At 46.5% G+C, this 19,158-nt stretch carries 16 protein-coding genes and 1 pseudogene; 8 read left to right on the plus strand and 9 right to left on the minus strand.

Annotation, left to right across the window (positions count from 1 at the left end):
• Positions 1-39: 39 nt before the first annotated feature.
• The 4 genes from ppnN (at position 40) to SHEWPOL2_RS02670 (ending at position 4,704) form a co-directional block, all read left to right on the plus strand.
• Entirely contained in the window at positions 40-1,395 is a 1,356-nt protein-coding gene (gene ppnN, locus SHEWPOL2_RS02650; protein WP_037425808.1) for a nucleotide 5'-monophosphate nucleosidase PpnN, read from the plus strand.
• 14 nt (positions 1,396-1,409) lie between these two features.
• Complete coding sequence (gene xni, locus SHEWPOL2_RS02655; RefSeq protein WP_037425810.1) at positions 1,410-2,192, plus strand: flap endonuclease Xni; 783 nt, start codon at positions 1,410-1,412, stop codon at positions 2,190-2,192.
• A gap of 110 nt (positions 2,193-2,302) precedes the next feature.
• Complete coding sequence (locus SHEWPOL2_RS02660; RefSeq protein WP_037416564.1) at positions 2,303-2,731, plus strand: DUF3192 domain-containing protein; 429 nt, start codon at positions 2,303-2,305, stop codon at positions 2,729-2,731.
• 809 nt (positions 2,732-3,540) lie between these two features.
• Positions 3,541-4,704, plus strand: a complete 1,164-nt coding sequence (locus SHEWPOL2_RS02670) for a hypothetical protein (protein ID WP_037425816.1) — start codon at positions 3,541-3,543, stop codon at positions 4,702-4,704.
• Between the two features lie 311 nt (positions 4,705-5,015).
• Here SHEWPOL2_RS02670 and SHEWPOL2_RS02675 read toward each other — a convergent pair whose 3' ends face one another.
• Positions 5,016-7,832 (minus strand): prolyl oligopeptidase family serine peptidase, encoded by a 2,817-nt coding sequence (locus tag SHEWPOL2_RS02675; RefSeq protein WP_037425818.1) that lies wholly within the window; start codon positions 7,830-7,832, stop codon positions 5,016-5,018.
• A gap of 254 nt (positions 7,833-8,086) precedes the next feature.
• Here SHEWPOL2_RS02675 and SHEWPOL2_RS02680 point away from each other — a divergent pair, with 254 nt between their 5' ends.
• Positions 8,087-9,097, plus strand: a complete 1,011-nt coding sequence (locus SHEWPOL2_RS02680) for an isocitrate dehydrogenase (protein ID WP_037425822.1) — start codon at positions 8,087-8,089, stop codon at positions 9,095-9,097.
• Between the two features lie 131 nt (positions 9,098-9,228).
• On the opposite strand, the gene rlmM is transcribed toward SHEWPOL2_RS02680, so the two are convergent.
• The 4 genes from rlmM to SHEWPOL2_RS02700 form a co-directional block, all read right to left on the minus strand.
• A complete protein-coding gene (rlmM, locus tag SHEWPOL2_RS02685; protein WP_037425826.1) occupies positions 9,229-10,302 on the minus strand; it encodes a 23S rRNA (cytidine(2498)-2'-O)-methyltransferase RlmM in 1,074 nt (357 codons plus the stop codon).
• A gap of 164 nt (positions 10,303-10,466) precedes the next feature.
• A complete protein-coding gene (locus SHEWPOL2_RS02690) occupies positions 10,467-10,859 on the minus strand; it encodes a DUF423 domain-containing protein (RefSeq protein WP_037416529.1) in 393 nt (130 codons plus the stop codon).
• A gap of 93 nt (positions 10,860-10,952) precedes the next feature.
• Positions 10,953-11,618, minus strand: coding sequence for an alpha/beta fold hydrolase (locus tag SHEWPOL2_RS02695; protein ID WP_037425829.1), 666 nt, complete (start codon positions 11,616-11,618; stop codon positions 10,953-10,955).
• Positions 11,599-12,510: a transcriptional regulator GcvA gene (locus tag SHEWPOL2_RS02700; RefSeq protein ID WP_037416523.1), complete on the minus strand. Its 912-nt coding sequence runs from the start codon at positions 12,508-12,510 to the stop codon at positions 11,599-11,601. The genes SHEWPOL2_RS02695 and SHEWPOL2_RS02700 overlap by 20 nt, the downstream gene beginning before the upstream one ends.
• Before the next feature lie 176 nt (positions 12,511-12,686).
• On the opposite strand from SHEWPOL2_RS02700, the gene SHEWPOL2_RS02705 reads away from it, so the two are divergent.
• Positions 12,687-12,920: a hypothetical protein gene (locus SHEWPOL2_RS02705; protein WP_037416521.1), complete on the plus strand. Its 234-nt coding sequence runs from the start codon at positions 12,687-12,689 to the stop codon at positions 12,918-12,920.
• A 44-nt stretch (positions 12,921-12,964) separates the two neighbouring features.
• Here the strand turns inward: SHEWPOL2_RS02705 and SHEWPOL2_RS22355 are convergent.
• The 4 genes and pseudogenes from SHEWPOL2_RS22355 to pomA form a co-directional block, all read right to left on the minus strand.
• Positions 12,965-14,193, minus strand: a pseudogene (locus SHEWPOL2_RS22355) (IS3 family transposase).
• Positions 14,194-14,352: 159 nt separating this feature from the next.
• Positions 14,353-15,807 carry a tRNA uracil 4-sulfurtransferase ThiI gene (thiI, locus tag SHEWPOL2_RS02720; RefSeq protein ID WP_037425834.1) on the minus strand — a complete coding sequence of 485 codons (1,455 nt, stop codon included), beginning with the start codon at positions 15,805-15,807 and terminating at the stop codon, positions 14,353-14,355.
• Between the two features lie 216 nt (positions 15,808-16,023).
• The gene (locus SHEWPOL2_RS02725; RefSeq protein ID WP_037425837.1) at positions 16,024-16,944 is read right to left on the minus strand and encodes a flagellar motor protein MotB; all 921 of its coding nucleotides are present in this window, start codon (positions 16,942-16,944) and stop codon (positions 16,024-16,026) included.
• Between the two features lie 3 nt (positions 16,945-16,947).
• The gene (pomA, locus tag SHEWPOL2_RS02730) at positions 16,948-17,715 is read right to left on the minus strand and encodes a flagellar motor protein PomA (RefSeq protein ID WP_037416085.1); all 768 of its coding nucleotides are present in this window, start codon (positions 17,713-17,715) and stop codon (positions 16,948-16,950) included.
• Positions 17,716-18,029: 314 nt separating this feature from the next.
• Between pomA and xseB the strand changes: the two genes are divergently transcribed.
• The gene (gene xseB / locus SHEWPOL2_RS02735; protein WP_011623480.1) at positions 18,030-18,269 is read left to right on the plus strand and encodes an exodeoxyribonuclease VII small subunit; all 240 of its coding nucleotides are present in this window, start codon (positions 18,030-18,032) and stop codon (positions 18,267-18,269) included.
• 2 nt (positions 18,270-18,271) lie between these two features.
• Positions 18,272-19,153, plus strand: a complete 882-nt coding sequence (ispA, locus tag SHEWPOL2_RS02740; RefSeq protein ID WP_037425840.1) for a (2E,6E)-farnesyl diphosphate synthase — start codon at positions 18,272-18,274, stop codon at positions 19,151-19,153.
• The last annotated feature ends 5 nt before the right edge of the window (positions 19,154-19,158 follow it).

Below are 19,158 nucleotides of genomic sequence, written 5' to 3' on the forward strand. Positions count from 1 at the left end.
TCGCTTCTTATCACTCCTGTCGATACGAAGGAGTGATAAATGATAGTAAAAGTCAGCCCTAAGGGCAGCATGGATCAGCTTTCACAACTTGAAGTTGATCGCCTCAAAAAAAGCGCCAAAAGCGCCCTATATCAACTGTATCGTAACTGCTCACTCGCGGTACTCGCCGCGGGTTTAAAGACCGACAATTCTAAAGCACTATTCGAGCAATATCACGACTTCGACATCAATGTACTGCAACGTGAACGCGGGGTTAAGCTCGAGCTTATCAATCCACCGGAACAAGCCTTTGTTGATGGCCAAATTATCACTGGGATCCAAGAGCATTTGTTTTCGGTGCTCAGAGATATTCTCTACATCAGCGACAAATACGACACCCTAAAACATATCAATTTAACAAATGCTAGCCACATTACTAACGTCGTGTTTGATATTTTGCGTAATGCCCGCGCCATTGCGCCCATGAAAGATCCTAATGTAGTGGTTTGCTGGGGCGGACACAGCATTAATGCCATCGAATACCAATATACCCGTGAAGTCGGTTATCAACTCGGCCTAAGGGAATTAGATATTTGCACTGGTTGCGGCCCTGGCGCAATGGAAGGCCCGATGAAGGGCGCAGCGATTGGTCACTCTAAACAACGGATTAAAAATGCCCGTTATATTGGTCTCACTGAGCCAAGTATTATCGCCGCTGAGCCGCCTAACCAAATCGTTAACGAGTTGGTGATCTTGCCCGATATCGAAAAACGCCTAGAAGCGTTTGTACGCTTAGGTCACGGCATTATCATCTTCCCCGGCGGTGCGGGTACAGCCGAAGAACTGCTGTATATACTGGGGATTTTGCTCAATAAAGAAAACCAACAAACGCCCTTCCCACTGGTATTAACTGGCCCCAGCGAAAGCGCAGATTATTTTATTAAAATTGATGAGTTTATCGCTGCTACCTTAGGGCCTGAAGCGCAACAAAAATACCAAATCATTATTGATAATCCTGCCGAAGTCGCTCGGGTGATGAAGCAAGGCATGGAGCAAGTGAAAAACCATCGCCGTGCCACAGGAGATGCTTACCAATATCAATGGGGGCTAAAAATTGAGCCAGAATTTCAACTGCCCTTCACTCCCACCCATGAGGTAATGGCAAACTTAAATTTACATTTTCAAACCAACAAAGCGGAGCTTGCAGCCAACCTGCGCAAAGCCTTTTCGGGTATCGTAGCGGGTAATGTAAAATCTGACACCATCAAGCAAATTGAGCAATTAGGTCCCTTCCACATTAAAGGGGATCCGCATTTAATGGAGTTGATGGACAATTTGCTGGGGGCCTTTGTCGCCCAGCATAGGATGAAACTGCCGGGAAGCGCTTATGTTCCCTGCTATCAAATCGTGAAGTAAAACAAAAACCGCCAATGAATAAGTTTTTAATTATCGATGGTCTCAACTTAGTCCGCCGGATTTATGCGGCGATCCCAGATGAGAACGATATGGACAGTTTAACGGAGCGTGTGAGTGCCGCCTGCACTAAACTGCTGCGCATTCATCACCCAACCCATGTCGCTATCGTCTGGGATGGGGATGAGATCTCTTGGCGTAAACAGCTCTACCCTGATTATAAAAAGGGCCGTAAACCTATGCCTGAGCCACTGGCGGCGGGCTTAACGGCATTGCAAGAACACCTTAACAGTTTACAAATCCAATCAATTTATGCCGCTGCTGAGGCCGATGATGTTATCGCCACCCTTGCAATGAAAACCGCCAAAGCCCAAGGTGAAGCCATTATTGTGTCGACGGATAAAGGTTTTAGCCAACTCAATCATCCGCGGATCAGCCAGTGGGATCACTTTAATCAGCAATATCTCAACATCGCAGAGCTTGAACAAAAACTGGGAGTCGATCGCAGCCAATTTCTCGATTTAATGGCACTGGCTGGTGATAGCGGCAATAAAATCCCCGGTATCGCAGGTATTGGCCCCAAATCGGCCGCCGAGTTACTCCGAACCTTTAGAACCTTAGCGGCACTGTTTTCCTCGTTGTCCAATCTCGGCGCCAAACAAGCAAAAAAATTGGCAGAAGGCCGAGATATAGCACGGCTCAGTTATAAGTTAGCCCAACTACAAACCGATTTACCCTTAAACATCAACTTAAAAGATTTTCGGGTCAATAGCCCTATTCATACGCCACCCGTCGACTAGCGCCTCTTGTTAACACTAAGTTGCAATAAAGCCGTTTACCTCAGGTCATCAAAGGCGTATTTTATTCATTTGCCAAATAACACATTGGATATGCAAAGGAATTAGATTCAATGAAATCAAAAACCTCGGTTATTATTGGTAGCATATTTGCCGCCTATGTCGCCTTCGTCGCCGTAGTGGTACTCGTATATGAGCCCACTCCAGATGAAATGGATTGGGAAGATAGGCAAGTCTATAACAGCCAGAAATTAAACGATTTAACACTCGGGCAAGATATTTCCGCCGTCAAAACCCTATTTGGTAAGGCCGATTTTACAGAGGCCAAATCCCTTAAGGATAGCCAGCTACAAGTGCTCTTTTATCGTACTCACCATGAAAAATCCGATGGCGTGACCAGCAAAGAAGAATGCACCCCGCTGATTTTTAAAGATAATAAACTCGTGGCCTGGGGCGATGATACCTATAAACAGTATCTCGAAGCTGGCACAGATATTGTTAGCCGCACCGCCAAAGAGGTCGAAAGCTCAAGCAAAAATTGATTTTGCTCTGATATCACCATCATCCCTAAGCTAAATATCCAAAGCTTGTTAAGCTATCTCCCAAAATGGCATTGTAAATCAATACATTGCCATTTATATTACAGAACTGCCCCATTCCTTGTTTCGGCTCGTTATCTCAATCGAAAATACCTACTCTTGTTGCCATACAAAATCTCATCCATTTACCTAGTGTTTGACCTTACCAGAAATCGGCTAACAATGTATGGGTATACAGTCGTATTTAAATTTAGGTGTTTTGGTATGATTTTGAGACAAAATCAGTGTGCACTAATTCCATCCGCAATAAATAAAACTCTATAAAATCAGGTGAATATAGTAACTGAATTTTAGTTAATAGGTTTGGAAAACGCGCATGCGCGTTTTCCAGATGGTGTATTTGGCAGAAAGCTGATAAGTTCTTTGCATACAGATAGTTAACCGTGCGCGTTTTCACTGGTCTAACGTGATAAACGCGCATGCGCACTAATAAAATGTTATGCCGATCTACCAAAATCGTACTGAGGATAAAAATGATTCGAGCAAATACTGTTTGTCCAAAATGTGGCTCAAAAAGCACACCTATAAAAGAAAAAATCATGGGCCAAGACACCCAAGATCTTATCTGTTATGACTGCAAGTACACTGGATGGTGGAAGGAGTTTCAACCCAAAGAGCAAGAAGAAAATAAAGGCGATAAAGTCTAACAGCATAACAATTGGTTCAAAGCGCTCGCTTCGCTCACTGGGACCGGCTAAAGCCGGCCCCTTAACCAAACGTTAGGCATCAATCAATCACGAACGGTCGATAGCATGAAGGAAATTCAAAAAGCAATCCTCGCAGAGTGCGCTGCCAGATGGTTCAAGAACCCTGCAGGAATAACTGCCTCCGAATTAGCGCACCAGTTTGGCATCTCCAATGAGGAAGCCTGCAAAGAAGTCGAGTCTTTGTGCGACGCGGGTTACGGAAAGATGAATCGTGACGCCGAATTCACCCAACGATCTTTCGATACAGAAAATCCTAAAGCAGGTTTTACTCAAACTCCTTTAAGAACACACGTCTTTTTTCCGTCCAAGCAAGTCCTTGCGGACGCGTATTACAGTTCTGAGCTCCCGAGACAAAAGCTACCGGAGTACATTATCAGGCTTCACCTTGGCGCTCATCAGTACGGATTGGTGTACTTCAACGAGGAAGTGCTTTCAAGATACTTTGATCATCCAGAGTTTTATGAGATTGAAGACTCTCTTTCAGGGGGGTCTATCACATCGTGCTCTGGAGCAAGCGAAGATCGCCACTTATATGTCAGGTACGGCAAATGTCGGCTTCATTCAGGGCACATCTCCATCAGCGCGGTTTACAAAGATCTCGCTCACATGGGGTCTTCCGAGCAGCACTACTGGCACGCTCATGAAATTAACGATCCTTCGATAGACCCTTCTGATGAAAACTTCCAAATCTTTCTTAGCCGGACCTATGAAGGTGCCTGGGTAGAATATCCTGACCCAATTGGCGACCTCTTGACTGAGGTAGCGGGTGTCAATTTGGATACAAAGCCTTTAGCGCTTTTCGCTCGCACGGAGAACGTGCATCTTCGAATGCCAGTAGAGCAAACGTATAAGTCTTATTGCGACTGTGCAAGCGAACTGTACAAAGTGGTTGGGCCAGATGCCTTGTCGCAGCCCACCATAAAGGCATTGCTACAAGATCGCTTTGCCAAATCCCAAGAAAATTTTATCCACTCAGAATCCAAGCGACCGCTAAGTAGCTTGCAGCTTCTTGAATTGCTAGAGTCTGAATTGGGGGTTCCCAATGCATTGCGCGGCCCGCTGAAGAAAGTGGCACAGCTTCGAGTCGACGCAGACCACAAAATACTATCCCCTCAAGCAGAAAGTCGTTCTTATTCTAGTGACTTTGCAAACCTCTGTTTCGAACTCAAGAATGGAATTGCCAAAATACGTACAGCTCTGGCTAGCTAAACATTGCTGCCTAACCAGGCGTTCAACGCGGACAGTTTGCAGCGGGGCATTTGCTCCGTAAATTTTACGCCCCGCTGCAAACCGCTCCGCCGTCAGGCCGGCTCCGCTCTGCCGGTTAACTTGGCGTTAACCCATAGATATTTTTATCTGAAGCAGACGCGTTAGAGTTAAGACTTTAACTCGAAATTGTCCAAAAGCTTATGAATCGCAACTTTAATTAGATGATATTAATTAACTCTAACTTCCTTTGCAGCATAAAAAACGCCACCTTACGGTGGCGTTTTACTTATAGATAAACCTAAAACAGAAGATTACTCATCATCGGCTTTATATTCGACATAGGCTTCGCCTTGGCTTAACCAGGCTGACGCGGGTTTGCCTTTAAGATAATGGTCGAAGTATTCCATCATCCGAATGCTGTAATCGAGCTTATTAGGGTATTTCTTCAGATGATGGGGTTCATCTTCATATTGTAAAAACACCACATCTTTACCCGCACGGCGCATCGCCAAGTACATTTCAACACCTTGCTCCCAAGGCACCGCATCGTCTTTATCGCCAAACATGATCATCAGCGGCGTTTGAATGCGATCGGCATAGAAGACTGGCGAGTTCTCAATATACTTTTGCGGCGCAGCGAAAAGGCTTTCACCTATGCGGCTTTGGCCGGTTTCGTATTGGAATTGGCGCGCAAGCCCAGTGCCATGGCGAATACCGCTGTATGCGCTGGTCATATTCGCCACTGGCGCCCCCGCCACCGCTGCTTTAAACATCTTAGTTTGGGTGATGGCAAAGGCCGTTTGATAACCACTCCAAGAATGTCCTTGTAAACCAATGGCGTTAGCATCAGCAACACCCATCTCGATAAGCTTTTGCACACCCGAGGTCAATGTTTGTACTGAGCTGGCACCGGGATAACCGATATCGAAACGAATATCCGGCAAAAATACCGCATAACCGTTATTCACATACCAAGCAAAGTTGGGTCTGTGGTTAACCTTCATTTGCGGAAAGGCATGCAGTCTGTCGGTCATCAATTCATAGTAGTACACCAGCACAGGATAACGCTCGCCCGCTTGATAATTGGTCGGTTTTATCAACACACCATCGAGGGGTTTACCATCACCATTGATCCAATGCACTAATTCAGCTTGGCTCCAATTAAAAGCTTGGCGCTGCTTATCAAAATCGGTTTGCTTCACTGCTTGTTGTGGCGCTTGATAGCTTGCGGTGTATAAATCGGGGAAGAGATCAAATCGCTCCTTAGAAAACACCAAGGTATCGGCATCTTTACTGCGCCCAAGCACAGTTAATTTATACTCGCCTTCCATCAGGGTCTTAACGCCCGCTTCGCCAAGGGTCGCTTGATAAAAACCATCGGCCTTAGTCTTGTCGCTGTAACCATGCAGCAGCACAGTAGCGTTGTAGGCAAGCGTCGTTGGCTCATCGGGATTATCGACTAAACCTTCAACACGATATTGAATTTTTTGAGCGCGTCCCTGCCCTGCTGTTAAGGCAAAGCCCGTTTTCGATGCGGTGTTAAACTGCCACACATCGAATTTATCGTAGACGAGGAAGCCGGCATCGTCCTTAAGCCAAGGGCCAAAACCATAACCCGGCGCATTGGAGGGAGAATCATGATCTTCATCGGCAAAACTCACCTTTAAAGACTGGGTCAGATTAGTGCGGCGACCTTCGGCAATATCGTATAAATACACATGACCTTGCTGATAATAGGCCACATATTTACCGTCGCCCGATAAGCTTGGCTCAGCATCACTGGGTTGTTGGGTTAACAGCGGCAACTTGCGACCCGTATTGATATCCACCAAATAATAATCTTGATAGAACCCAGCCCAAGTGATCATCTTGCGATAGGGTAAGTCAGAGCTTGCCAGCATAAAACGCTTATGCTGTGACAGGGTGACATCCGGCACCGTTTTATCGCCAAGCTGCACCACATTGTTAGAGCCTAAATGCAGTACCGCTAAATAAGTACGCTTTTGCTCTGCCTCATATTGCTTAATTTCATGGGGTTTAATCCGCGGATCGTCCCCATGCCAGACTTTAAGCCCGCGCTGGCCAGTCACAATCTCTTTATCATAAAGATCTTTTTCTTCGGCGATTTTCTTCAGGCTGAGCTGTTGGCTCACCTCAGGCACACGGCCAAAGAAGAGTCGCTCACTGTCTAATGAAAAGTTTAAACTGGCGTAACGGTTTAACGTCCACTCTTTGGTGTTTGGCACAGGGCGAATTTTGCCCGAAGCGATATCGACTAGGCTTAGCTGATAGCTGCGGCCATAGGGTAATTCACTCGCATCTCCTTGAGTAAAGGCCAGCCAGCGACCATTTTTCGACAGTGAAACCGCACCGATTTGTTGGGTTTGAGAATCAAATGCCGTTGATTTTTTGTAGTTTTTCAAATCAATTAGTTGCAATTGATGTTGCTTTGCTTCGATATCATTAACCGCGACGGCCAAGCGGCGACTGTCTTTATCAAACTGATAGGCGGTCACATGCTCCAGATCCACCCGCTGCGATGGTGAAGACAAATTCACTAAACTCAAACGACGGCCTTGGTCGAACTTATCAATCTTCACCTTTTCGGCTTTGGGCTTATCATCAGTGCCTTCGGTTTTCTCTTTGGTGTCTTTCTTGGCCTCTTCGTCGGCTTCAAACCAAATGGCTAAATGCGCGCCATCGTCGCTAAAGACAAATTCTTTTACCCGTTCAAATTTGGTTTGCGTGCCCGTTTCTGTGTCGAGCAGCACCATATCGGCCTTAAGCTTTTTCTTCGCTTTAGCATCGCTGGTTTCAACGGTGAGTAAACTGGGTTTAACCGCCATGGCTACATAACGGCCTGTGTGACTCACGATAGGATCCGAGCCACCTTCAATCTGAAACGCTTTACCTGTTTGTAGATTCTTAATCAAACCATGGCTATCGCCACGATCCGGTGCCACCTCAACCGCCAGCACCTGACCATTGTCAGCGATAACGGGCTTTTCGAGGGACTCAAAATGCATGATGTCGTTTAGGGTAAGGGGTTTAGTGCTAGTTTCAGCATGGGCATGCTGCAATATTCCGAGGGATAACAGCACTAGCGATGTGATAGGTAATAACTTCAATGTCTTCCTCTTTTATGTAGTTGTTAGACTAAAGTAGACTTTTTTAACCATTGGCTCTCCATCATCGTTATAACCCAGTATTTTTACAAGTTTTACCCAATAAAAAATCGTGATATTGCTCACTATTTCCTGTGAAGTTTGACCAAAGACGGTTAAAATAATAGTGAGAAAAAACACCAAATTCATAGTCATGTTACCCGGCTGATCCCGGGTCGGACAATTGCAGTAACGACGAACCGTGGAAGGACTTCTCCATGTCAAAAAGAACGATAACCGTAATTCCAGGTGATGGAATTGGCCCAAGTATTATTGATTCAGCCTTAAAAATTCTTGATAAAGCAGGTTGTGATTTTGAATATGAATTTGCAGATGCAGGCTTAACCGCTCTCGAGAAGCAAGGCGAACTACTTCCGCAGCGTACTTTAGAACTGATCGAAAAAAACCGCATCACCCTAAAAGGCCCGCTGACGACACCAGTAGGCGAAGGCTTCACCTCTATCAACGTGACATTACGTAAGAAATTCGGCCTGTACGCGAACGTGCGTCCTGTGTTGTCTTTCAAAGGCACTCAAGCCCGTTATGAAAACATTGATATCATCACAGTGCGTGAAAACACCGAAGGCATGTACTCAGGCCACGGTCAAAAAGTGTCTGAAGACGGCAGCACCGCAGAAGCGACCAGTATTGTCACTCGCCAAGGCGCAGAGCAAATCGCGACCTTCGCTTACGAACTGGCCCGTAAAGAAAACCGCAAGAAAGTCACTATCGTGCACAAAGCAAACATAATGAAGTCAACTTCAGGTCTGTTCCTGAAAGTGGCCCGCGAAGTGAGCCTACGCTACCCAGACATCAAAACTGAAGAAATGATCGTCGATGCAACTTGCATGAAGTTAGTGATGAACCCAGAAAACTTCGACGTCATCGTGACCACCAACCTGTTTGGTGACATTCTGTCGGATCTGTGTGCCGGTTTAGTCGGTGGTTTAGGTATGGCACCCGGCGCCAACATTGGCCGTGATGCAGCGATTTTCGAAGCGGTTCACGGCAGCGCGCCAGATATCGCGGGTAAAAACCTCGCTAACCCAACCTCAGTGATCTTAGCCTCTATCCAAATGCTGGAATACTTAGGCATGGCTGATAAAGCCGACATGATCCGTAAAGCCGTATCGGCAGTGATTGAAGAAGGCGACCGTACGACTCGCGATTTAGGCGGCACCCACGGTACGACTGACTTCACTCAAGCGGTGCTTGACCGTCTGTCATAATCGCTTTGCGCGAAACAAAAAACGCACCTTAGGGTGCGTTTTTTATGGCCGCCCTAGCAGAACAGCCAAATAAAAAGCCCCAAACATGACTTGGGGCTTCACTCACTAACAGAACGGTAAAAAACCGTAGATTAGTTCCAAGGCTGGCTAGGCTTAAGCCATAAGTGCACCGTCACTTCATCGCGGTCATGGTATAAGTGCTTACACTGCAACTGGAATTCGTTGATGCCGTTTTCCTTGAGGATTTCCTGCATGGTATTCAAAATCGCCATCACTTCTTTATAACGGCTCTTCATCGGCAGCTTGAGGTTGAAAATTGCTTCTTTAAACCAGCCATTGATGGCCCAAGCTTCAATCAGCTCAGCCACGCGCGCTGGTTTTTCAACCATGTCACACACTAACCAATAAATGTTTTTACGCTGTGGCTCGAAGCGGAAACCATCCTCACGGAAATGTTTCACTTGTCCGGTTTCCATCAGTTTTTCGTTCATTGGGCCATTATCGACCGCCGAGACCATCATGCCACGACGCACTAACTGATAGGTCCAGCCACCAGGGCAAGCGCCTAAGTCCACCGCATTCATGCCGCTGCGAACCCGCTCTTCTTGCGCTTCTTTAGGCACAAACTGCGCGAATGCTTCATCGAGTTTCAGGCTTGAGCGACTTGGTGCATCGGCGGCCATTTTCAGACGCGGGATCCCCATAAAATAGGGTGAGCTGTTGTTGCTGAAGGAATAACCAACGTAGGCGCGTCCTGGGCCAACAAAACACACATGAATAATCGGACGCTTAGGATTTTCTTGCGCCAGTAAACTACCGGATTTTTTCAAATGCTGGCGTAAAGGCACAGTAAACTTACGGCAAAATGCCGACAGCTCTTTTGCTTCATTGGTATCAGGGGTTTCAACCCTCAGCTCGCCCGCTTTACTCACCTCACTGAGCGCTGCCACAATCGGGCTGACACGGTCAGACTCGGGCAAATCGGCTAGCAGTTCACTCGCGGCAAACATCTGACGAGCAAAGATCAGCGAATCTAACGACAGTTGCTTGGCCAAGGTATCGCCGCCATCATCGTCAAAACATTGGTATACCACATAGGCATCGTTATTGTTGGCCTTAACAAAGCCACCCACATTGAGCTCAGCCGCTCGCTGTTGGATTTCTGCTGCGCATTCTTTCTCATAGCCTGCACGGCAAAATAAAATAGGTTTTTCATGGAGATCCTTAAGAAATCCAAGCCATAAACATGGCCGACTATCGATTTGAGCGCCAGTATAGCAATTTCAATACACAAAAGCCCGATTTGCTATCGGGCTTTTGTGCTATTGGCTGCGTGGACGCACGGCGCAGTGGCTGCGCCATACAAGCATTATGACTCGTTACCATCCACCACTTTATGGCGCCATACGGCCGCGGCCAGCAATAACCAACCTAAGAGGAAACAGCCGCCGCCCATCGGCGTGATAGGGCCAAACCATTTGCTGCCGACCAGCGCCAAACCGTAGAGCGAGCCAGAAAACAGCACTATACCCGCAATAAATAAATACGCCGCCCAATCGAGTAAACGTGAGGTTAACCACTGCCCCGCAAAAGCAACCACAATCAAGGCAAACGTATGGTAGAAGTGGTATTGCACCCCAAGATTAAACACTTCAATCAACTCTGGGGGCGCCACGGCTTTTAAACCGTGGGCACCAAAAGCACCTAGCGCGACCGCAAAAAATCCGCTTACCGCGGCGAGTAACAACAATCCTTTACGCATTTTAACCTCCAAAAACCAATAGGCCTTACAACGGATGACGCCCGAGCCGTTAATCCAGACTCTGAGCACTTTACGTCATATCAAGAAGAAACATTAGCCAATAAATTTTGCTGATAAATCAACAGCCAGTGCAAGGTTAGCCGCTTCAGTCGTACCTGACGACTTTCTTGGGACAAAACTATGATCCCCATCGGCTAAGTATTCAATTTGGATATCGCGCTTAAGCGGCCAGCTAGAGATTTGCATCTTACCGCCAAACTTATCCCGCTCCCCTTGCAGCACTAACACGGGCACTTGGCAGTCGTTCAGGGGTTCCAACCTAGGCTCACCGCCCTTAAGCGGAATAAAGGGATAACCTAAACAAATAACCCTATCGATACGGCTGGCTTGTACGCTATCACAAGCCAGTAACGCCGCCATGCGTCCGCCCATGGATTTGCCCATCAAGACCACCCGCTTAACCTTAGGCTGAGCGTGCGCCACATCGAGCATCTCGCTAAAACAGGCAAGCAGCTTTGGTGCCCTGTCTGGCGGTCGCTTTTTACCATCCATGGCATTAGCCTGCATGTAGGGAAAATTAAAACGCATCACTTGAAAGCCCTTGTCGACAAGACCTGCGGCCATTTGGCACATAAAGTCTGAGTCTCGATTCGCTCCCGCGCCATGGGCAAATAAAATCAAGATCTCTGAGGGTTCACCTTCTAACACATGGGCACTTAGTGCAACATTTACCAACGGATTATCCGGGCAACAACTCACTGCGTGACTCCTCGGCAAACATATCTAACATCCACTCACGAAACGCGACCACTTTACCCAGCTCGGCATGATTCTGTTGGCAAACGAGGTAGTAAGCATCTTTGCTCACTAGCACTTCTTGAAATGGGCATACCAGTCGTCCCGCCTTAATATCGGGCCGAGCCAACACGCTATAACCTAACGCCACACCTTGACCATGAGCCGCTGCCTGCAAGACGAGGGAAGAATGACTGAAAATTGGACCTTGGTTAACATTGATATCGGTAATACCGCATTGTCTAAACCACGCCTGCCAATCGTGGCGACTCATATCGTGTAGCAATGTATGGTGTTTTAAATCTTCCGGCTTTGACAGCGGCTTAGGGCCATTTAACAGCATGGGCGAACACACCGGAATAAGCACTTCATTGCGAAGTTTATCGGCCCGCAGCCCAGGCCAATTGCCTAAACCATAATAGATCGCGACATCAACATCGTCAGTTAAGGAACTGGCCTCTGTGTCCACCGCCTTGATCCGTACGTCAATATCAGGATTCTTTTCACTAAACTTGGACAGACGCGGCACCAGCCACTGAATCGCAAAGCTTGGCGACATGCTCACGGTCAACGAACCAATAGCACTACGTGCGAGCAGCCTATCGGTCGCATCTGCCAATTGAATAAAGATGTCCTTAATATCGAGAAAATAACTCTGGCCTTCCTCGGTTAGCAGCAGTGAACGATTTTTTCGGCGAAATAATTTTAATCCGAGAAAATCTTCCAGCGCTTTAATTTGATGACTCACCGCAGCCTGAGTCACAAACAATTCTTCAGCCGCTCGAGTAAAGCTCAAATGCCGTGCGGCGGCCTCAAATGCTTTAACCGCATTCAGTGGTGGTAAGCGTCTTGACATAGTGATCTCTATCTCAATTTTTAATTAGTTTTTCTAATCCGTATTGTTACATTTAATCGTTTGTAAAGGCCAGCGTTTTTGATTAAATTTTGCGCCAACGAAACACATGAGTTGGACAATCTCGAACGGGTGATGGGAATGTCTGACAGCAATACTTTGTCAGCCCGGAGGCGACTATGTTCAATTTAAAATCTGCTTTTGCGTTAGTGTTAGTCAGCGCACTCAGTGCCAATGTCTACGCTAATGTTATCAATGCCGAAATTATTATCGACACCAGTGATTTACAAACAAGTATCAATGCCGAACTGACGGCAACGATGGAAAAAATGCACCAAGAAGCGCTGCAAGATCCCACCTTATTGATTGCCGATGAGGTGTTACCAGCACAGCAAGTGGTCAAAACCGAGTAAATTGCACTGCTTCGCTGTCCCGTCCTAAGATAGGTTGACAGTTTTTAGGCCAGCTCCAGTTGCTGGCCTTTTCTATTGTGCACCTGATTAGGGGTTGCCATATTCAAACTCAGATGCGGTCTCATATCGTTGTATATTGCTATCGATTCTCTAACAAGTATCTTCAGCTCCGCAAATGTCCTACATCGGTGCAGTAAAAACTCCTGCTTCAGTATGCCATTCACTCTTTCTGCTAATGCATTTTGGTAGCAATCATAACCATCCGTCATTGACGGCTGGATTTGGCTCGCCTGAAGCGCATTCTGATAAACGGCTGAGCAGTATTGTAAGCCTCTGTCTGAGTGATGCACTGCGTTGCCAATATAGCGTTTATCTTTGATGGCCATTTTTAACGCTTTCACCACACTCTCCGCTTTCATGTCGTTACTCACGTGATGACCGACTATCTTACGCGAACTGGCATCGGTGACCAATGACAGGTAGTGCACTCCTTGGTCTGACTCAAGATAGGTGATATCGCTGACCAGTACATGCTCTGCATCATGCAGTCCTTCCTCTTTCAGCAAATTAGGATGCTTCTTCATCCAGTGCTTGCTGAACGTGGTTTTTGTGTAGCTTTTCTTCGGTTTAACCAGTAAACCTTCACTTCTCAAATAGGTAAAGAACCCATCTCGCCCAAGTTTAATATCGTGCTCAACCAGCCTGGATTTTATCAACGTGTAGAGCTTACGGGCCCCTAACCTTGGCATATATTTACGCCAGTACTGGACCCAGTCTTTGATGATCGATAGCTCAGCTCTACGACTTTCCATTCGAGCAACTGCCTGATAAATACCTTGCCTCGACATACCCGCAGCACGACATGCGGCTACGAGGTTTAATTCTCCGTTGCCTTTTGCTTGCCAGACGTACCGGATAAGTACTTTTTTCTGAGGCCTGCTCCATATTCATTGTCCATGATATCAACCATACCATTGAGGATTTTGTTACGCAGTTTCTCTTCTGCTAACTCACGTTCAAGGCGCTTAATAGTTTCGGCAGGGGTTTCTTTTGACTTAGGCATAAGGGGATGCTGAAAAGGTTTTGACCAATCGAGTCTACCATGTTTTCGAAGCCAAACGAGTACCGTTGAACGGCCTTGAATACCAAAACGGGCTTAGGCTTGTTTGTACGTCATTTCGCCTTTTTCAACACGCTCTACAACGCCTAATTTAAAGGCTAAGGTGTAATCTCGTTGTGTGCGCTTACGGCTTGAGTTAATTGATGTTGTCATAAAGAAGTCCTCTTTATGTCAACGTATTTCAGGACGGGACACGCAATAACATAAAAGCCGCATTCCAATGCGGCTTTTTTGTATTCGTAATCCCGTAGATTGCTGCATATCAAGGTCAAACCTGAGGCTTGACCTTGCATACGCTTTGCTGGTTATCGCTTAAGGGCGGTAAACCTTAACATTGTGATAACCTTGCTCAATCAGGTAAAGTGCCTGTAATTTACTCATCACGCCACGCTCACAGTACAGCAGGTAAGTCTTTTGCTTATCGAGATCGGCAAACTGAGTCGCTAATTTGAAGAAAGGAATGCGCTTGATTTCCACGCCTTCAATCTCCAGCGGTTTATTCTCTTCTTCCTCTGGGGCGCGAATATCAATCACCACTTCATTGGTGTCGATAGCAACAACGGTCTCAGTTTCAGTGATACGGGTATTCATTTGTTCTGCTATCTCCCGGATATCAATGGCCACGGCTTGCTCTACGATACGGTCAATCAAATCCTCAGAGAATTTCGTCTCTTCCGCTTCCACCTTAGCCAGTACCGCTTTAACAGTCGGCTTTTGTGAAATCACCCCGCAATATTCCGGCATAGACTTAGCAAAATCTTCGGTGCCGATACGGCGGCATTCATTGATAATATCTTGCTTATCCATAGTGATCAGCGGACGCAAAATCAACATATCGGTGCAACGATCAATCACGTTTAAGTTGGTTAAGGTTTGGCTCGACACTTGACCCAAGCTTTCACCAGTCACAATCGCCTGAATGCCCATACGCTCGGCAATACGTGCCGCGGTGCGCATCATCATCCGTTTGAGCACCACGCCCATTTGACCGTTGTCGATTTTCTCTAAAATCTCGGCCACCACAGGCTCAAACGGCACGGACACAAACTTCACCTTGTGGGATTCACCATAGGTTTTCCACAAATGGTAAGCAACCTGCTTAACGCCAATCTCGTGCTGCGCGCCGCCTAGGTTGAAGAAACAGTAATGGGTACGAGCGCCCTTCTTAATAAATTGATAACTCGATACGCCCGAGTCAAAACCGCCCGAAATTAACGACAACACATCTTCCTGCGTTGCCATTGGGAAACCGCCTAAGCCTTCGATACGCTTAGTCACCATATACAGTTTATCGCCCTCGATTTCGAGGTTAACAGTGACTTCGGGGTTCTTTAAGCGCACGCCAATCGCATCGGTAAACTGGTTTAAGCCACCACCGACATAACGCTCTACTTCAATAGAGTTAAAATCGTGATTACCAGTGCGCTTGACACGTACACAGAAGGTTTTGCCGGCAATTTGGTCGCGATAAACGGGCAATACTTGCTGGTAGATATCATCAACTGACGTAAAGCTGTATTCATCCACTTGCACTACGTGGGCGATCCCAGGGATACAAGCTAAACGCTCACCAAAGGCCTGAGCTAATTCAGGTTTATCATTTGGCACCTTTACCCAAATACGGTCCCATTGACGTTGCACTTTAGCATCTTCATCAACTTTTTTGAGCACGTTACGGATGTTGGTTTCAAGCATTTTAGTGAAGCGCATGCGCACAGGCTTACTCTTCATCATGATTTCTGGGTACAGCTTTACAATAAACTTCATGGGATTTCCGCGGGCAATTTTGGCAACAGCAAAATTGGTTAAAAGAATAATCGCCGGATTATAACAAACTCACGGCGATTGGCGCACCTGTTTCCACACAAGGGCTGCTCGTGGCGTGCGCTTACGCACAGTTGAACTTATAGTCAAAAAAGCCCAAATAAAAAAGCCGTGAGCAAGTCACGGCGTTTTTATCAAATAACTGATTTGGATTAAAAACTATTTACCTACTTGAATTTCTTCGGATTCTTTTGCTTTACCTTGTTCAATCGCAATCTCAACTCGACGATTTCGCGCGCGATTTTCAGGCGAATCATTTAGGACAATTGGATTATTTGAGGCCATACCGACCACTTTCATCCGTTTAGGATCAAAACCCTTGACCTGCAATAACACATCAGCCACAGCTACAGCACGTTTACTGGAGAGATCCCAGTTTGAGCTATAGAGCTCATCACTTATCTGCATATCGTCGGTGTAACCCGATACGGTAATAATTCCCGGCACATCTTTGAGCAACTCACCCACCGAACGCACCACTGGTTTAAATCGCGGTTGTAGGAAACCAGAGCCTGAGGCAAATGAACCTTTTTCACGGATGCGAATAATAATTTGCTGTCCAAGTGACTCAATTTCAATCGCCCCATCAGTGATCTCTTTATTGAGCTCCTGCGCCATTTTTTTCACTTGCTGATTGATCTTATCCTGCGCTGCCGCAGCCTCGGCCTTCACCGCATCAGCGGTTTCTTGAGCAGTGGCCGTTGCTTCACCACCTCGCTGCGAACCGTTCTGTTGTTGTACCCCACCCGCACTATCATCTTCCCCCGCTTGAAAATCCAACGTGGGTTCGGTCATTTCATTGGTTTGTTGGTTGATGATTTCAATCGGCGTGGGATCGGGACGACCTGGACGGAACTCGAGGGCAATCACCGAGGTCCCCTTAGGAATATCTTTGACTTCGACTTTGTTTTGCACCCCAAATGCATACTTCATCGAACCTGCAATCTGCTTAAACTTCATCACATCCATTTCAGAGAATGACAGCAGCAACACGAAGAAACACATCAAGAGGGACATCAAATCGGCAAATGTTGCCAACCAGAGTGGTGCTCCGGGCGGTGGACAGTTGCACTTAGCCATGGGCTACTCTCCGTCCGTTGTATCGATTTTCCGCTGTTTTTCAGCAAGATAGTTCTTCAAAAAGCCTTCAATTACTCGAGGATTTTGGCCATCTTGAATCGCCAATACCGCATCCATAATCAAGTTACGGTTTAGCATTTCCTCACCCATTCTAAGGCTTAATTTATCGGCGATAGGAATACACACCATGTTAGCCACTACCGCGCCATATAGGGTCGTTAACAACGCAACCGCCATTGAAGGGCCAATCGATTTCGGGTCCGACATATTGGATAACATCGCCACCAAGCCCACTAGGGTACCAATCATCCCCATCGCGGGTCCTACGTCACCAAAAGCCCGGAAAATGGCGATGCCGTTGCGATGGCGCTCTTCGGTGAGGGCGATATCTTTTTCAAGCGCGGCACGCACCACCTCACCGTCATGACCATCCACTAACATATCGACGGCTTTTTGCATAAAACTGTTGGAAATTTGTGCTTCTTCAAGAGCAAGAAATCCACCTTTACGCGCCGCATCAGCCATCGTCACTGATTGTTCGATAAGATCTTCAGGTTTATCAATTTTAAACATAAAGGCTTTTACTGCGATTTTTACCGCACCTAAAAACTGTTTTAAATTGAATTTCATCATCACGACGAAGAAGGAACCACCGAATACGATAAAAACAGAGGGGACGTCGATAAAAATGGCAATGCCGCCGCTGGTCATCATGGCCCAAAGGATAAAACCAAAGCCCCCGACTAGTCCAATAACTGTAGCTAAATCCACAACGGCTCCTCAATATTCTGTATAAACGACATGATACTGACTCTATTGGCAAAATAACACTAAATGTCATCCGTCAACGGTTAACACTTTGGTCTTAACCCAAGCCTTATTTTATGATGTCTTAAGATGATTATAAGCATAATGCTACTATTGTCATTTATCGGACAAGCTCTAAGCAAGTTTAGCGGCAATTTCTATTTTCTGAAAAAAATTCAGCAACAAAGCGTGCTATCGAGCAAATATCCATCGACTGAATTTGACCCTTGAGCCGCCCTGATATACCTTGTGTCCGCTCTTTCAAAGGAATTATTAACGTGGCAAAGAAACCCGAAAATCTCAGTTTTGAAGAATCCCTTGGTGAACTCGAACGCATCGTTGCTGAGTTAGAGCAGGGCGATGTCTCTCTCGATGATGCGTTAAAACAATTTGAACGAGGCATCAATCTGGTGCGTAACAGCCAGGCAAAACTTGAACAAGCTCAGCAAAAAGTGGCCATTTTACTCAAGCAGGATGAAAATGCGCCCCTCTCTCCCTATGCCGTTGAGGGCGAATAAGCGTGTTAGTCAATGCAATAAAAGAATATCAACAACGAGTTGATAACCAATTAAAACAACGTTTTAGTACACTCGAAGATACAGCTCCTCAGTTAAAAGCCGCGATGACCCATGGCGCCCTTTTAGGGGGAAAACGCATTCGTCCCTTCTTGGTTTACAGTGTCGGGCAAATGTTTGGCGTAGCACTTGAAAAACTCGATGCCTGCGCCGCCGCGATTGAATGCATCCACGCCTATTCGTTAATCCATGACGATTTACCCGCTATGGATGATGATGCACTTCGCCGTGGTCAACCCACAGTGCATATCGCTTTCGATGAAGCCACCGCAATTCTTGCTGGGGATGCACTACAAACTTTAGCTTTTGAGATTGTGACTGAAGCCGTGCCAGGGATTACCAGCGAGCAACATATCGCTATGGTCAGAGCATTGGCAAAAGCCTCTGGTTATCGGGGGATGTGCGGCGGTCAAGCCATCGACTTAGCCTCCACCGATAAGCACATTGATCTTAAAGCATTAACTCAACTGCATAATATGAAAACAGGGGCGCTGATCAGCTGCGCCGTTGAGTTAGCCTTGATCGCCGCGAACGCGCCAAAAGATCAATATCAGACTATGATGGAATTTGCCCATGCCGTAGGACTTGCCTTCCAAGTCCAAGACGATATTCTGGACATTATTGCCACCACGGAAGAACTCGGCAAACCTCAAGGCTCAGATGCCGAGTCAAATAAGAGTACTTTTCCGCAACTACTTGGACTGCAAGGCGCAAAAGATACCGCCGCGCAACTGATCCAAGAGGCACTATCAGCGCTGGCTAAATTGCCATACAATAGCCAGTTAATTGCAGACTTCGCCCGCTATATTATTGAGCGAAGAATATAAAAAGA

It is taken from the genome of Shewanella sp. POL2, from assembly GCF_000282755.1.
Taxonomy (GTDB): Bacteria; Pseudomonadota; Gammaproteobacteria; order Enterobacterales; family Shewanellaceae; genus Shewanella; species Shewanella xiamenensis.

Excerpts from the sequence above, each read along its gene's own strand:
- SHEWPOL2_RS02700 (WP_037416523.1), bottom strand. The coding sequence starts at position 12,510 with ATGTCAAGACGCTTACCACCACTGAATGCGGTTAAAGCATTTGAGGCC.
- SHEWPOL2_RS02690 (WP_037416529.1), bottom strand. The coding sequence starts at position 10,859 with ATGCGTAAAGGATTGTTGTTACTCGCCGCGGTAAGCGGATTTTTTGCG.
- xni (WP_037425810.1), top strand. The coding sequence starts at position 1,410 with ATGAATAAGTTTTTAATTATCGATGGTCTCAACTTAGTCCGCCGGATT.
- SHEWPOL2_RS02705 (WP_037416521.1), top strand. The coding sequence starts at position 12,687 with ATGTTCAATTTAAAATCTGCTTTTGCGTTAGTGTTAGTCAGCGCACTC.
- SHEWPOL2_RS02725 (WP_037425837.1), bottom strand. The coding sequence starts at position 16,944 with ATGGCTAAGTGCAACTGTCCACCGCCCGGAGCACCACTCTGGTTGGCA.
- SHEWPOL2_RS02660 (WP_037416564.1), top strand. The coding sequence starts at position 2,303 with ATGAAATCAAAAACCTCGGTTATTATTGGTAGCATATTTGCCGCCTAT.
- SHEWPOL2_RS02670 (WP_037425816.1), top strand. The coding sequence starts at position 3,541 with ATGAAGGAAATTCAAAAAGCAATCCTCGCAGAGTGCGCTGCCAGATGG.
- ppnN (WP_037425808.1), top strand. The coding sequence starts at position 40 with ATGATAGTAAAAGTCAGCCCTAAGGGCAGCATGGATCAGCTTTCACAA.
- thiI (WP_037425834.1), bottom strand. The coding sequence starts at position 15,807 with ATGAAGTTTATTGTAAAGCTGTACCCAGAAATCATGATGAAGAGTAAG.
- SHEWPOL2_RS02680 (WP_037425822.1), top strand. The coding sequence starts at position 8,087 with ATGTCAAAAAGAACGATAACCGTAATTCCAGGTGATGGAATTGGCCCA.